Origin of the sequence: Pseudoxanthomonas sp. z9, from assembly GCF_006542425.1 — a bacterium.
Taxonomy (GTDB): Bacteria; Pseudomonadota; Gammaproteobacteria; order Xanthomonadales; family Xanthomonadaceae; genus Pseudoxanthomonas_A.
In genome coordinates this window covers 238,748-252,812 of sequence record NZ_VFID01000004.1, presented here as the reverse complement: position 1 = coordinate 252,812, position 14,065 = coordinate 238,748, and the positions used below count along the sequence as shown (strand labels likewise).

12 protein-coding genes are annotated in these 14,065 nt (G+C 67.2%); all 12 read right to left on the bottom strand.

All coding sequences use genetic code 11. The features are described from left to right. Window positions 1–2 precede the first annotated feature (2 nt). The 12 genes from lpxD to rpsB all read right to left on the bottom strand — a co-directional run bounded on the left by lpxD (window position 3) and on the right by rpsB (window position 13,917). Complete coding sequence (gene lpxD, locus FG323_RS05735; protein ID WP_141453563.1) at window positions 3–1,019, bottom strand: UDP-3-O-(3-hydroxymyristoyl)glucosamine N-acyltransferase; 1,017 nt, start codon at window positions 1,017–1,019, stop codon at window positions 3–5. Between the two features lie 112 nt (window positions 1,020–1,131). Then, window positions 1,132–3,609, bottom strand: coding sequence for an outer membrane protein assembly factor BamA (gene bamA, locus FG323_RS05730; RefSeq protein WP_141453562.1), 2,478 nt, complete (start codon window positions 3,607–3,609; stop codon window positions 1,132–1,134). Window positions 3,610–3,716: 107 nt separating this feature from the next. Further along, a complete protein-coding gene (gene rseP / locus FG323_RS05725; protein ID WP_141453561.1) occupies window positions 3,717–5,078 on the bottom strand; it encodes an RIP metalloprotease RseP in 1,362 nt (453 codons plus the stop codon). A gap of 30 nt (window positions 5,079–5,108) precedes the next feature. Beyond that, on the bottom strand, window positions 5,109–6,302 hold the full coding sequence (locus FG323_RS05720) for a 1-deoxy-D-xylulose-5-phosphate reductoisomerase (protein ID WP_141453560.1): 1,194 nt from the start codon (window positions 6,300–6,302) through the stop codon (window positions 5,109–5,111). 1 nt (window position 6,303) lies between these two features. After that, a complete protein-coding gene (locus FG323_RS05715; protein WP_141453559.1) occupies window positions 6,304–7,161 on the bottom strand; it encodes a phosphatidate cytidylyltransferase in 858 nt (285 codons plus the stop codon). Then, on the bottom strand, window positions 7,158–7,913 hold the full coding sequence (uppS, locus tag FG323_RS05710; RefSeq protein WP_141453558.1) for a polyprenyl diphosphate synthase: 756 nt from the start codon (window positions 7,911–7,913) through the stop codon (window positions 7,158–7,160). The genes FG323_RS05715 and uppS overlap by 4 nt, the downstream gene beginning before the upstream one ends. Before the next feature lie 8 nt (window positions 7,914–7,921). Continuing rightward, window positions 7,922–8,479, bottom strand: a complete 558-nt coding sequence (gene frr, locus FG323_RS05705) for a ribosome recycling factor (protein ID WP_141453557.1) — start codon at window positions 8,477–8,479, stop codon at window positions 7,922–7,924. An 87-nt stretch (window positions 8,480–8,566) separates the two neighbouring features. Beyond that, on the bottom strand, window positions 8,567–9,484 hold the full coding sequence (locus FG323_RS05700; RefSeq protein WP_141453556.1) for a cation diffusion facilitator family transporter: 918 nt from the start codon (window positions 9,482–9,484) through the stop codon (window positions 8,567–8,569). An 86-nt stretch (window positions 9,485–9,570) separates the two neighbouring features. Then, on the bottom strand, window positions 9,571–10,296 hold the full coding sequence (gene pyrH / locus FG323_RS05695; RefSeq protein ID WP_141453555.1) for a UMP kinase: 726 nt from the start codon (window positions 10,294–10,296) through the stop codon (window positions 9,571–9,573). Window positions 10,297–10,405: 109 nt separating this feature from the next. Beyond that, window positions 10,406–11,896, bottom strand: a complete 1,491-nt coding sequence (locus FG323_RS05690) for a GGDEF domain-containing protein (protein WP_141453554.1) — start codon at window positions 11,894–11,896, stop codon at window positions 10,406–10,408. A gap of 206 nt (window positions 11,897–12,102) precedes the next feature. Then, on the bottom strand, window positions 12,103–12,981 hold the full coding sequence (tsf, locus tag FG323_RS05685; RefSeq protein WP_141453553.1) for a translation elongation factor Ts: 879 nt from the start codon (window positions 12,979–12,981) through the stop codon (window positions 12,103–12,105). A 132-nt stretch (window positions 12,982–13,113) separates the two neighbouring features. Continuing rightward, a complete protein-coding gene (gene rpsB / locus FG323_RS05680) occupies window positions 13,114–13,917 on the bottom strand; it encodes a 30S ribosomal protein S2 (RefSeq protein WP_141453552.1) in 804 nt (267 codons plus the stop codon). Between the last annotated feature and the right edge of the window lie 148 nt (window positions 13,918–14,065).

The following is a 14,065-nucleotide window of genomic DNA, read 5'->3' as shown; positions in this document are numbered from 1 at the left end:
GTTCATTCCTTGTCCGCGGCCAGCACACGGCGTGCCAGTGCGTCGAGTTGCTTGAACCGGGCGGCGTTCTTGCGCCAGGTCCGGTTGTCGGTAAGCGGGGTGCCGGACGAGTATTCGCCCGGCTCATGGATGGAGCTGGTGACCAGCGACATCGCGGTGATGACCACCCGATCGCAGATTTCCAGGTGGCCGAGGACGCCGGCGGCGCCGCCAATCAGGCAGTAGCGGCCGATCTTCGCGCTGCCGGCGGCGGCGCTGCAGCCGGCCATCGCGGTATGCGCGCCGATGCGCACGTTGTGGCCGATCTGGATCTGGTTGTCCAGGCGAACGTCTTCTTCCAGCACGGTATCGTCGAGCGCGCCGCGATCAATGGTGGTGTTGGCGCCAATCTCGCAGTCGTCGCCGACCACCACGCCACCCTGTTGCGGTACCTTGATCCAGTGGCCGGCATCCATCGCCAGCCCGAAACCGTCGGCGCCCAGCACAGCGCCCGGGTGGATCAGCACACGCTGACCCAGGCGCACACGGACGACCAGGGTGACCCGCGCGATCAGCTCGCTGCCGGCCCCGACGACGCAATCGTCGCCGATGACGCAGTGCGGGCCGATGATGCAACCCTCGCCGAGTTCGGCACGGGCGCCGATGCTGACGAAGGGACCGACATGCGCGCCGGGCGATACCCGGGCCGAGGGATCGATCACCGCGCTGGGATGGATGCCCGCTGGGCGGGCGGGGCGTTGTTCGAACAGCGCCGCGATCTTGGCGAAAGCCGTGTACGGATCCTTGGCGATGAGTGCCGTGCCCGGCGCCGCTTCGGCGTCATCGGCACGCAGCACGACAATGCCCGCGGCCGATTCGGCCAGCTGCGAGCGGTAGCGGGAGTTGGCCAGGAAGGCGAGCTGGTGGCGGCCGGCGCGGGCGAGGGTCGCCACGCCGTCGACGGCCACGGCGCCATCGCCATGCAGGCCCAGCGAGAAGCGCTCGGCGAGCGCGGCGGCGGAAAGGGGGGAAACGGTCATGGGGCGCAATTGTAGCGCCTCGCTCCCTTTGGTCACCGTACCCCCCGGGACACGGGAAATACGGGCTACACCATACGGGGGGCGATGGAGCCCCCGTACGCGGCGCCTTCGATCAGAAGCCGCCGCCGAAGGTGAACTGCAGGCGTTCGATTTCGTCGCCGTCCTTCTTCTTCAGCGGGAACGCATAGCTGATCGAGATCGGACCGACCGGTGCGCGCCACAGCAGCGCCACGCCCGCGGACGCACGCAGTTCACCGGCATCGAAGTTGTCGTAGCCGTCGAACACGTTGCCGAAGTCGAAGAATGCCGAAATGCGTGCCGCGTTGGAATCGAACAGGCGCGGGAAATACATTTCCAGCGAACCGACCGTCTTCAGCGAGCCGCCCAGCGGCTGGCCGCGCCAGTAGTAGCCATTGGCTTCCGAACGCGGTCCCAGCGTGTTGTCACTGAAGCCGCGCACCGAACGCACGCCGCCGGCGTAGAAGTTCTCGAAGAACGGCAGGCCGGTGGCGGTCAGGGTGCGATCCAGCACCGAACCAGGTGCGCAGGCGCCGGTGCTGTCCGTCGCTGCCGCCGGATTGGCCTGGCCGGGAATCGAAGGGTCGGTGGGCAGCATGCGACAGACGTTGCGGCTGGTGTCGCTACCCCAGCTATCGCCATAACCGAAATCGAAGCGGGTATTCAGGACCAGCGACGGGGTGAGCGGCCAGTACTTGGAGAACTCGTAATTGAGCTTGTAGTACTCCACCGTCGAACCGGGCAGGGTGATTTCGGCCGACACGCGCTGGTAGGTACCGGCGGTGGGCATGAAGTAGTCGTTGCGGGTATCGCGCGCCCAGCCGATTTCCGAGCGCCAGGCGTGGAAGGTGCGCTGGCCGATCGCGTTGATGTAATCCACGATCGAACTCGGCGTCGCGCTGTTGTAGTTGATCTGGTTGCGATCGATGCCGAACAGCAGCGACACGCTGTCGGTTTCGGTCAACGGCAGGCCCAGGACGGCCTGCGCCGCGGCGCTCGTGCTGGAGTACTGCGCGGTGTTGAAGTCGGAATAGTCGTACTCGCGCCACCACAGGTTGTAGCCGAGCGACATGCCCTCGTCGGTGAAGAACGGGTTCAGGAACGAGAACGAGTAGCGCTGCAGGTAGTCGCTGCGCTGCGCCTCCACCGACACGCGGTTGCCGCTGCCGAGGAAGTTGTTCTGCGACAGCTGGATCGAGGTGGTCATGCCGGACAGCTGCGAGTAGCCCAGGCCGAACACGAAGCTGCCCGAAGTGGTTTCCTTGACCGTATAGACCACGTCGACCTGGTCGTTGGTGCCGGGGACCGCGGGTGTCTCGACATCGACGGTCTCGAAGTAGCCCAGGCGCTGCAGGCGGATCTTGGAACGGTCGATCGCCGCCTGCGAATACCAGGAGCCTTCGAACTGGCGCATCTCGCGGCGCATGACCTCGTCGGAGGTGCGCGCGTTGCCCTTGAAGACGATGCGGCGGACGTTGACGCGCGGGCCGGGCACGACCTGGAAGTTCAGCGCGACGGTGCGCTTCTCGCGGTCCACCGACGGAATCGGGTTGACCTGGGCGAACGCGTAGCCGATGTTGCTGAGGGTGGCGGTAATGCCATCGGAAGTGATTTCCAGCAGCCGGCGCGAGAAGATCTGGCCGGGCTTGACGATCACCATGCGCTCGACGTTCTCCTGCGGCAGCACGGTATCGCCGGTGACCTTGACCTCGGAGACCTTGTATTGCTCACCCTCGGTGATGCCGGCGGTGAGGAACATGTCGCGCTTGTCGGGGCTGATCGACACCTGGGTGGAATCGATGCTGAAGTCGACGTAGCCGCGATCCAGGTACCAGGAGTTCAGCTTCTCCATGTCGCCGGAGAGCTTTTCCTTGGAGTATTGATCGTCACGACGGTACCAGGACAGCCAGTTGTGCTCCTTGGATTCCCAGGTCTTGAGGATGTCCTCGTTCTGGAATTTCTCGGTGCCGACCAGGTTGACGTGGCGGATCTTGGCGGCCTTGCCTTCCTTGATGGCGATGGTGATGTCGACGCGGTTGCGGTCCAGCGGGCTGACCGTCGGGGTGATTTCGACGTTGTACTTGCCGCGGTTGTTGTACTGCTTGATCAGTTCCTGGGTGACACGGTCCAGGCTGAGGCGATCGAAGGTGTCGCCCTCGGACAGGCCGATGTCCTTCAGGCCGGTCATCAACTGCTCGGTCTTGATGTCCTTGTTGCCGGTGACGGTCAGCTTGTTGATGGCGGGTCGTTCGACCACGGTGACCACCAGGATGTTGTCCTGGCGATCCAGCCGTACGTCCTGGAAGAAGCCGGTCTTGTACAGCGCACGGATGGCATCGCCCACGCGCGAGGAGGTGACGGTGTCGCCACGTTCGATCGGCAGGTAGGTCAGGACGGTACCGGCGGAGATGCGTTGCAGGCCATCGATGCGGATGTCGCTGGCGGTGAAGCTGCCTGCCTCTGCTTCGGCGGGAGCGACGATGGGGGGCAGGGCCGTCTGCGCCCAGGCGGGGGCGGTAAGGGCCGAGGCCAGGGCCAGGGCGAGCAGGCGGCGGGTGGGCTGTCGCGTCATCATCACATCCGGTAGGTGGCGGGCCTGCACTGCAGGCGTTTGCCGGGAAAAGTCATGCTGGGGGCTGGCGGGCTTTGAGCAGACCGGCACAAAAAAGTTCAAAAGCATCAAGTCACCAGACGGAGGATGTCGTTGTAGAACGCCAGACCCATCAGGCCCGCCAGCAGGGCCAGGCCGATGTACTGCCCGGTCACCATGCTGCGTTCGCTCAACGGACTGCCCTTGACCAACTCAATAAGGTAATACAGCAGGTGTCCGCCGTCCAAGACGGGGATGGGCAGCAGGTTAAGGATGGCCAGGCTGAGCGACACCAGCGCCAGGAAATAGAGAAACCAGGCCACGCCCCGCTTGGCGGTGTTGTTGGCGACCCGGGCGATGGTGATGGGGCCGGACACGTTCTTGACCGAGGCGTGCCCGGTCAGCATGCGCCGGATCATCCCCAGCGAATCGGCGGTCATCTTGCCGGTCTCGCGCAGGGCGGCCGGGACGGCGGCGAGGGGGCCGAACTGCTGAAGGGCGTCGTACTCGGCCGGTGGCAGCGACCTGGGAGGCTCCAGGCCCAGCGCCCAGGCGACCTTGCCGGTTTCCGGATCCTTGATTTGCCGGGGTTGCAGTTCGAAGGCATGCCGCGAACCCTCGCGGTCGACCTCGATCATGGCCGCGCCGCCGCGCCGGCCCAATTGGTCGACCAGCGGATAAAGGTCGCCAAACTGGTGCACGGCTTGGCCATCCACCGCGGTGATGGTGTCGCCAGGCTTGAGCACGCCATCCGCGGCGCTGCCCGGCTTGATCGCGGCGACGGTCGCCGGCAGCAGCAGGTGGCGCCAGGAGAGGCCGGCGGCCCCTCCCACGTTTTCCTGGTTGAAGCCGACCGGCAGTCTGGACAGGGCCAGGGTCCGATCCTGTTCGTTGCCATTGGCGTCGATGACCCGCAACCGCGCATCGCGGCCGTCCATCGCCGCCATGGTCAGGGTCTGCAGCGCTTCCATCCACGTGTTGATGGTCCGGCCGTCGACCGCCTCGATGCGGTCGCCGCCGTGCAGGCCGGCTTCGGCGGCAATACCGATGGTCGGTCCCAGGGTGGCGGAATAGTCCGGGCGGCCGATGACGAACATCGCCCACAGCAGCGCCACGCACAGCACCAGGTTGGCGATCGGGCCGGCCGCGACGATGGCGATCCGCTGCAGGACCGGCTTGCGGTTGAACGCCTGGGGCTGCTCGGCGACGGTGACCTCGCCTTCGGCCTCGTCCAGCATCTTGACGTAGCCACCCAGCGGGATGGCGGCAATCGCGAACTCGGTGCCATGACGGTTCCGGCGCGACCACAGCGGGCGGCCGAAACCGACCGAAAAGCGCAACACCTTGACCCCGCAACGACGGGCCACCCAGTAGTGGCCGAACTCATGGAAGGTGACCAGCACGCCGATGGCCACGATCATCCACAGCAGGGAGCCCAGCACCTCGCTCATCGGAACCGCTCACGGGTTGTGAAAGGGCGCTCAAGCACGGGCGGCATGACCTGCGATGGTGGTTTCGGTGATGCGTCGGGCCCGTGCATCGGCTTCCAGCAGCGCCTCCAGTGAATCCGCCGGCGCGGCGGGCAGCGCGGCGAGGGCTTCCTCGACCAGCGCGGGAATGGATAGGAAACGGATTTTGCCCTGAAGAAAGGCTGAAACGGCCACTTCGTTGGCCGCGTTCAGGACCGCGGGCGCGGTGCCGCCCGCGTCCAGTGCCTCGCAGGCCAGCCGCAAGCACGGGAAGGCGTCCGTATCCGGGGCCTCGAAGTCCAGCCGCCCCTGCGTCAGCAGGTCCAGCCCGGCTACGCCGGAATCGATCCGGTCGGGCCAGCCCAGGCCCACCGCCAATGCGGTCCGCATGTCCGGCAGGCCCAGTTGCGCGAGGGTGGAGCCGTCCACGAACTCCACCAGCGAGTGCACCAGGCTTTGCGGATGGACCAGCACGCCCAGTCGGTCCCCGGACAGGCCGAACAGGTGATGCGCCTCGATCAGTTCCAGGCCCTTGTTCATCAGGGTCGCGGAGTCGACCGAGATTTTCGGTCCCATCGACCATTTTGGATGCGCGACCGCCTGCTCGGGCGTGACCCCGGCCAGCTCGGCGCGGCTGCGGCCGCGGAACGGCCCGCCGGAGGCGGTCAGCACGATGCGGCGAACGTCGTCCTTAGCCTGGCGTGAACGCAGGCACTGGAAGATGGCGTTGTGTTCGCTGTCGATGGGAATGATTTCGGCGCCGGCGGCATCGCAGGCGCGGGTCATCAACTCGCCGGCGAGGACCAGCGATTCCTTGTTCGCCAGCAGCAGGCGCTTGCCCGCGCGCGCGGCGGCCAGGGTCGAGGAGAGGCCGGCCGCGCCGACGATCGCGGCCACCACGGTGTCGCATTCTCCGCCGGCGGCCAGACTGTCCAGCGTGTCCATTCCGGCGTGGGCCTGGGTGGCCAGCCCACGCTCGCGCAGGCCGTCGCGCAGGGCCGGATAGAGGTCATCGCGGGCGATGACCGCATGGCGTGGCTGGTGGCGCTGGCACAGTTCGAGCAGCGCTTCCACCTGGCTGCCGGCGGCCAGCACCGAGGCCTGCAGGCGCTGCGGATGGCGCGCGATCACGTCCAGCGCCGAGGCGCCGATGGAACCGGTGGCGCCGAACACCGCCACCCGCTGGAGCGTGCTGCCGGTTGCCATGTCAGAACCCGAACAGTTCCTTGCCCAGCGCGAAGATCGGCAGCGCGGCCAGCACGCCGTCGATGCGGTCGAGCACGCCGCCATGGCCCGGGATGACGTCGCCGGAGTCCTTGGCGCCGACATGGCGCTTGAGCAGACTCTCGAACAGGTCGCCGACCACCGAGAACAGTACCGTTGCCACCGCGACGATGAGCACGTAGGGCAGCTCGATCAGGCCGGCACCGGCGAAGAACGCACCGGCCGCGCCCACCAGCAGGCCAGCCACGACACCGCCGAATACGCCCTCGATGGTCTTGTTGGGGCTGATGCGCGGCGCCAGCTTGCGGCCGAACAGGCGGCCGCCGAAATGACGGCCGGCGAAGTAGGCGCCGCTGTCGGCGGCCCAGACGATCGCCAGGGCCACGAACAACCAGCGGTGGCCGTAGGGCTGGCCGGCATGGATCAGGCAGAGCGCGCACCAGGCCGGCACGATCGCCAGGGTTCCGGCGGCCAGCTTGAAACCACGGGCCCAGGTCTCGTGATCCGAGGCGAAATCGAAGAAGCGCAGCCACAGCAGCGCCAGCACCCACCAGAACACGCCCAACAGGGAGACCAGCCGCAACGGCACCAGATCCGGCGAGCCGGCCGAGGCCCAGACCAGCAGCACCATCAGCAGCAGGTTGGCGAGCAGCAGCAGGGTGCGCGGCAGGGTGTCGTCGATTTCCGCCAGCTTGAACCATTCCCACAGGCCGACCAGGAACACCAGCGCGGCCAGTGCCGACAGCCAGGGTGTGGACAGCAGGAGGATGGCCGCGATGGCGATCGGCGCCATCGTCAATGCCGCGATTACGCGGACCTTGGTGCCGCCGGGATTGCTCATGCGGAAGTGTTCTCCGTCGCGCCGTGCGCGATCTGGGCGCTGGTCAGGCCGAAGCGGCGCTCGCGGCCGGCATAGTCGTCCAGCGCGCGTTGCAGGGTCGCCGCGTCCATGTCCGGCCACAGCAGTTCGGTGAACCAGAGTTCGGTATAGGCCAGTTGCCACAACAGGAAGTTGCTGACCCGGTGATCGCCGCCGGTGCGGATGAACAGATCCGGAGGCGGCAGATCGGCCAGTGCGACGCAGCGGCCCATCGCCGCCTCGTCGATGTCCTCGGGCCGCAGCCGGCCGGCCGCGACTTCGGCTGCCAGCGCGCGCGCGGCCTGGGCGATGTCCTGACGGCCACCATAGCTGGCGGCGATGACCAGGCTCAGCCGGGCATTGGCGCGGGTCTGCGCCTCGGCGGCCTCCATGCGTTGCCGGATCGCCGGCGAGAAGCGCTCGCGCTCGCCGATGAAACGCACCCGCACGCCGCGCCGATCGAGTTCGTCGACCTCGCGGTCCAGCGCGTTGAGGAACAACTTCATCAGCGCGCCGACCTCTTCCTCCGGCCGGCCCCAGTTCTCGCTGGAAAAGGCGAACAGGGTCAGTGCCTCGATGCCGCGCTCCAGGCAGAAGTCGATGCACACGTTCACCGCGCGGGCGCCGGCGCGATGGCCGATCACGCGCGGACGCCGGCGGCGTTCCGCCCAGCGTCCGTTGCCGTCCATGATGACGGCCAGATGACGTGGAATCCCGGGTCTGGCGGTGGACATGGCAGTCCTCAGACCGCCATCAATTCCTGTTCCTTGGCCTTGACCACGTCGTCCACGTCCTTGATCGACTTGTCGGTCAGCTTCTGGATCTCTTCTTCCGCGCGACGCTCCTCGTCCTCGGTGATCTGCTTGTCCTTCAGCAGGTCCTTGACCTGCTGGTTGGCGTCACGGCGGATGTTGCGGATGGCGACCTTGGTGTCCTCGCCTTCGCCATGCACGACCTTGGACAGTTCGCGGCGGCGCTCTTCGGTGAGCGCAGGCAGGTTGAGGCGGATGGTGGTGCCGGCGGTGTTCGGGGTCAGGCCCAGATCGGAGGCCAGGATGGCCTTCTCGACCGCGCCGACGATCTGCTTTTCCCACGGGGTGATGGTCAGCGAACGCGCGTCGGAGACGGCAACGGTGGCGACCTGGCTCAGCGGTACGTCGGAACCGTAGTAGTTGACCTTCAGGTGTTCGACCAGGGCGGTGGAGGCGCGGCCGGTACGCACCTTGATCAGGGTGTGACGCAAGGCGTCGATGCTCTTGGTCATGCGCGCCTGCGCGTCTTTCTTGATGTCGTTGAGCATCAGCGGTTCCGTGGCAATTCTTAAACGCCCGATTATAGGCGTTCCTGGCACCTTTGCGGACGTTCCGGCCCCGGGGGCGGGGCAGGCTCAGTGCGAATGGTGCGGCGCGGCATCATGCAGGTCGTGCCCGCACTGGCTGCCGCGCTCGATCTGCAGGGTCGCGTGGTTGATGCCGAACCGGTGGTCCAGCGCGTGCAGGGTGGCATCGATGAAGGCGTCGTGATCCTCGCCCTCCGGCCGCACCAGGTGCGCGGTGAGGGCGATTTCGCCGGCACCCAGCGGCCAGATGTGCAGGTGATGGACCGCCTGCACGCCGGGCTGGCCGGCCAGGAAGGCCTGGACCTGGGCCTGGTCGATGCTGGGCGGGACCGCGTCCATGGCCGCGTTGAAGCTGTCGCGCAGCAGGCCGAAGGTCCCGATGGCGATGACCACGCCGATCAGCAGGGCGGTCAGCGGGTCGAGCCAGGCCCAGCCGAACGCCAGCATGCCCAGGCCGGCGATCACCGCCGCGAGCGAGACCGCCGCGTCCGCCATCAGGTGCAGGAAGGCGCCGCGCTTGTTCAGGTCATGCGCGTGCCCATCCCGGACCAGCCAGGCGGCGCCCAGATTGATGGCGATGCCGATGGCGGCGACCACGATCACCGGAGTCGCGGGAATCGCCGGCGGCGCGCTGAAGCGGCGGACCGCCTCCCAGCCCAGCGCGCCTGAGAACACCATCAGCAGAACCGAATTCGCGAGCGGGGAGAGCAAGGTGGCCCGGCGCCATCCGTAGGTGTGGCTGCTGGTCGGGGGACGCCGCGCGAGCGCCGCCGCCGCCCAGGCCAGGCCGAGTCCGAGCACGTCGCCCAGGTTGTGCAGGGCGTCGGACAGGAGCGCGAGCGAGTTGGTGTAGAAGCCGTAACCCGCCTCCAGGGCGGTGTAGGCGAGGTTGATCAGGGTGACCAGCGCGAAGGTGCGGGTGGCCGAACCGTGCGCGTGGGCGTGCGAGCCGTGTGAATGTCCCATGCCGCACAGGGTGCCGCGCGGACGCGGCGGACACTATTACAGCGAGGGGTAATTCTGGATTGGGGATTCGGGATCGGACCGGCGGCTCAGCCGCGGCCCTTTACCAGGGTGCCGATGTTTTCGCCGCGCAGGATGCGCATGAGATTGCCGGGGACCGACAGGTCGTAGATGCGCAGCGGCACGTCGCTGTCGCGGCAGAGCGCGAACGCGGCGGTATCCATCACCTGCAGATCGCGGGCGATGACCTCGTCGTAGGTCAGCTGCTCGTAGCGCTGGGCGTCGGCGTGCTTGCTCGGATCCTTGTCGTAGACACCGTCGACCTTGGTGGCCTTCAGCAGCAGATCCGCGCCGATCTCGATTGCGCGCAAGGCCGCGCCGGAATCGGTGGTGAAGAACGGGTTGCCGGTGCCGGCGGCGAAAATCGCGATGCGGCCCTTTTCCAGGTGGCGCACGGCGCGGCGGCGGATGTAGTCCTCGCACACGTCGTTGATCTTGATCGCGCTCATCACCCGGACCTTGGCGCCCAGTTTTTCCAGCGCGTCCTGCATCGCCAGCGCGTTGATCACGGTGGCCAGCATGCCCATCTGGTCGCCGGTCACCCGGTCCATGCCGCCGGCGGCCAGGCCGGCGCCGCGGAAGATGTTGCCGCCGCCGATGACCAAGCCGATTTCGGCGCCCGCGTCGCGGGCTTCGATGATTTCACGCGCGATCCGCCCGATCACGACCGGGTCGATGCCGTAGTCCTCTGACCCCATCAGCGCCTCGCCGGAAAGTTTGAGCAGGATGCGGCGATAGGCGAGGGGTGTGGTCATGGGGGCTCTCGGCGAAGGGGCAAACGCCGCAATTCTAGCCGAGCGGAGCGGGGCCGTCAGGCGCAATCGCGGGATCGCGCCTGCCGGAGCTGGCGCGGTCGCGTGCGGTTCAGTCCTCCACGAGCCCGGCCACGACCCGGTTGCGCCCCTCGCGCTTGGCGCCATACAGCGCTTCGTCGGCAGCCTGCAGCAGTTGATCGACGTGGGTGAACTGTTCCAGCGCGCCGTGCGTGGCGAGGCCGGCGGAGAAGGTCACGTGCAGGGGGCGACCATCCACCCGGGTCATCGGCGCCTGCCCGACCTCGGCCAGGATCCGGCGCATCACGCCCAGCGCGGCGCGCTCGTCGGTGCCGGGCAGGACGATCAGGAATTCCTCGCCGCCATAGCGGGCGACGATGTCGCTGCCGCGCAGGTGTTGCTGCAGGGTGGAGGCGAAGCTGCGCAGCACCTGGTCGCCGACCAGATGGCCCCAGCCGTCGTTGATTTTCTTGAAGTCGTCCAGGTCGACGAAGGCGATGGACAGGGGCCAGCCGTGCCGGGACGAGGTTTCGAATTCCTTCTCCAGCACGCTTTCCAGCTGGGTGCGGTTGTAGACGCCGGTGAGTGGATCCCGTCGCGCCTCCTCGGCCAGGCGCCGGGCGCGGTGCTCGAACTCGTCCGCATCCTTGCGCGCGCGCGCGGCGTCCTGGATCTCGCGCAGGTTCCGCAGCACCAGCAGTTCGCGCGCTTCCTGCAGGAGCGCGGCGATGCGGCGCGGCTGGGTGATGCGCACTTCGAACATGGTGGCGATTTCGGGCAACATCTTGCCGACCTGCTCGATGACCCCGTCCACGGCGACCACATCCAGCGACAGGTGGCTGTGCGCGGCCTCGATGGCGCGCAGGCGCGCGGCGTCGGCGTCCTCCTCGATCCACAGATCCGCGAGGAAGCCGGAAACGGCCACGCAGGCGTCGAAGGGCGAGGGGACATGTTTCGATTCGCTGGCTCCGATGGCGTCCTGCAGCAGCGGGGGCAGGTTCCAGTAGCGCGCCATCCAGTGCCCGACTTCGGCGTGATCGCAGCCGAACTGTTCGCGCTCGCGTCGCAGCAGGCTGGCGTTGTCCGGGCTGGCCGTCAGCAGCGGCGCATAGGTTTTGCGGTCCAGTTGCAGCAGGCCGAGGATGCCGATGTCCTGCAGCAGGCCCGCGAGCATCAGTTCCTCGAGCCGGCGCTGGCCAATCCGTTCGCCCAGCAGGCGGCTGGCGAGCGCGGCGATGACGCTGCGCCGCCAGACCTTTTCCTCGCACTGCGCATCGGCCTGGTGGCGCGAGCGCATTCCCGAAGCGAGCGAGAAACCGAGCGCGAGGGTCAGGGTGGCATTGAGACCCAGCAGGGTGAGTGCCTGGCTCAGGTTCTCCACCCGCCGGCGGCTGGCATAGAGCGGCGAGTTGGCGATGCGCAGCATGCGGGCTGTCAGCGCCGCGTCCAGGCCGATGGTGTCGGCCGCGGTGGCCATCACGACGTCGGGATCCCGCGCAAGCGCGAGGATCCGCAGTGCCACCCCCGGCGGAGAGGGCAGATCGCGGCAGCAAGATAGCTTGGCTTCGAATTCGGCTCGCATCGCGCGCGGCTGGACCTTGTCGTATGGCGGTGGCGCTCCTGCCACCCTCGCCTCGCTATCGGCCGATGCGCGTGGAAGTTTAGCGGTCGCCGCAAGCGCGCCGACGAACGGCGGCAACGCCAGTGGAAGCGGTCTCGACCATGGTTCCCAAAACGAAAAAAAGCCGCGGTTTCCCGCGGCTTCTTCGATTCCTTCCGAGGAGGAAATCAGGCCAGGCCGGCCTGCTTCATCACTTCGGCGGCGTAGTCTTCGACCACCTTCTCGATGCCTTCGCCGACGGCCAGGCGCTGGCTGCTGACGACTTCGGCGCCGGCGGCCTTCAGCACCGCCTCGACGGTCTGGTTGGTATCCAGCACGTACGGCTGGCCGTACAGGGTGACCTCGTTGACGATCTTGGCGATCTTGCCGCTGATGATCTTCTCCAGGATCTCGGCCGGCTTGGCCTTGTCCTTGTCGGACATCTTGGCCAGCTCGATTTCCTTTTCCTTGGCGACGAAGTCGGCCGGCACGTCGGATGCCTTGATGTACGGCGGGTTCATCGCCGCCACGTGCATCGCCAAGCCGCGGGCCAGTTCGGCGTCGCCGCCCTTGACCTCGATCAGCACGCCGATGCGGCCGCCGTGCACGTAGGCCGCGACGTTGTTGCTGCTGTCGGCGCGGACCAGGCGACGGACCTGCACGTTCTCGCCGACCTTGGAGATGACGGCGGCGCGGGCTTCCTCGACGGTTTCGCCGGACGGGAACTTGGCGGTCTTCAGGGCTTCGGCATCGGCGGCGCCGGAGGCCAGGGCGACCTGGGCGACGGTGTCGGTGAAGCCGACGAAATTACCGTCCTTGGCGACGAAGTCGGTCTCGGAGTTGATTTCAACCAGCACGGCCTTGCCGCCGTCCTGGGCGACCGCGATGCGGCCTTCGGCGGCCACGCGACCGGCCTTCTTGTCGGCCTTGGCCAGGCCGGACTTGCGCAGCCATTCGGCGGCCACGTCGATGTCGCCGTTGTTCTCGGTGAGCGCCTTCTTGCACTCCATCATGCCGGCGCCGGTGCGCTCGCGCAGTTCCTTGACCAGGGAAGCGGTGATTTCCACGGGATTACCTCGATTTGCGGATTTCGTTGGGCGGGCGGGGAGCCCGCCGACGGATTGAATAAGGCGGGTCATGGCCCGCCTGTAGGCATCGGATGCCGCCGCGCACTGTGGCGCGGCGGCGTTGCAGCGCGATTACTCGGCCGCGGCGGCTTCGTCGGCCTTCTTGCCGGCCTTCTTGGCCGGGGCACGGCGGCCCTTGCCTTCCTCGTCCGATTCCACGAACTCTTCCTCGCGGACGGTCGCGGCGTTCGGCGAAGCGGCCTTGCCTTCCAGCACGGCGTCAGCGGCGGCGCGGGCATACAGCTGCACGGCGCGGATGGCGTCGTCGTTGCCGGGGATGGCGTAGTCGACCAAGGCCGGGTCGTAGTTCGAGTCGACCACCGCGATCACCGGGATGCCGAGCTTCTTGGCTTCCTTGATGGCGATATCTTCATGGCCGATGTCGATGACGAACAGGGCGTCCGGCAGGCGGTTCATGTCCTTGATGCCGCCCAGCGAGGCTTCCAGCTTCTCGCGCTCGCGGCGCAGGCCCAGCACTTCGTGCTTGACCAGCTTCTCGAAGGTGCCGTCGGTTTCAGCGGCTTCCAGTTCCTTCAGGCGGGCGACCGACTTCTTCACGGTGGCGAAGTTGGTCAGGGTGCCGCCCAGCCAGCGCTGGGTCATGTACGGCATGCCGCAACGCTCGGCTTCTTCCTTGATGGCTTCGCGCGCGCTGCGCTTGGTGCCGACGAACAGCACGGTGCCGCGCTTCTGGGCCACGCCCGAGAGGAAGTTCATCGCATCGTTGAACAGCGGAACGGTCTTCTCGAGGTTGATGATGTGGATCTTGCCGCGGGCGCCGAAGATGTACGGCGCCATCTTGGGGTTCCAGTAGCGGGTCTGGTGGCCGAAATGGACGCCGGCTTCCAGCATCTGGCGCATGGTGACTTGGGGCATTGCTTGAACTCCATGAACGTGGAACCGGCCGCCGGGAATGGGATGGCGGTTGCCCGCGAGGGCAGGGTTCCGGGGTTGGGCCTCCCTGCGGCTTCCGTGTCCGAACCTTCGACCCTAAGGGAATGATCCCAAAGGAGTTTTCAGGCAC

Coding starts and splice junctions, on each gene's coding strand:
- lpxD (WP_141453563.1), bottom strand. CDS start 1,019: ATGACCGTTTCCCCCCTTTCCGCCGCCGCGCTCGCCGAGCGCTTCTCG.
- bamA (WP_141453562.1), bottom strand. CDS start 3,609: ATGACGCGACAGCCCACCCGCCGCCTGCTCGCCCTGGCCCTGGCCTCG.
- rseP (WP_141453561.1), bottom strand. CDS start 5,078: ATGAGCGAGGTGCTGGGCTCCCTGCTGTGGATGATCGTGGCCATCGGC.
- FG323_RS05720 (WP_141453560.1), bottom strand. CDS start 6,302: ATGGCAACCGGCAGCACGCTCCAGCGGGTGGCGGTGTTCGGCGCCACC.
- FG323_RS05715 (WP_141453559.1), bottom strand. CDS start 7,161: ATGAGCAATCCCGGCGGCACCAAGGTCCGCGTAATCGCGGCATTGACG.
- uppS (WP_141453558.1), bottom strand. CDS start 7,913: ATGTCCACCGCCAGACCCGGGATTCCACGTCATCTGGCCGTCATCATG.
- frr (WP_141453557.1), bottom strand. CDS start 8,479: ATGCTCAACGACATCAAGAAAGACGCGCAGGCGCGCATGACCAAGAGC.
- FG323_RS05700 (WP_141453556.1), bottom strand. CDS start 9,484: ATGGGACATTCACACGGCTCGCACGCCCACGCGCACGGTTCGGCCACC.
- pyrH (WP_141453555.1), bottom strand. CDS start 10,296: ATGACCACACCCCTCGCCTATCGCCGCATCCTGCTCAAACTTTCCGGC.
- FG323_RS05690 (WP_141453554.1), bottom strand. CDS start 11,896: ATGCGAGCCGAATTCGAAGCCAAGCTATCTTGCTGCCGCGATCTGCCC.
- rpsB (WP_141453552.1), bottom strand. CDS start 13,917: ATGCCCCAAGTCACCATGCGCCAGATGCTGGAAGCCGGCGTCCATTTC.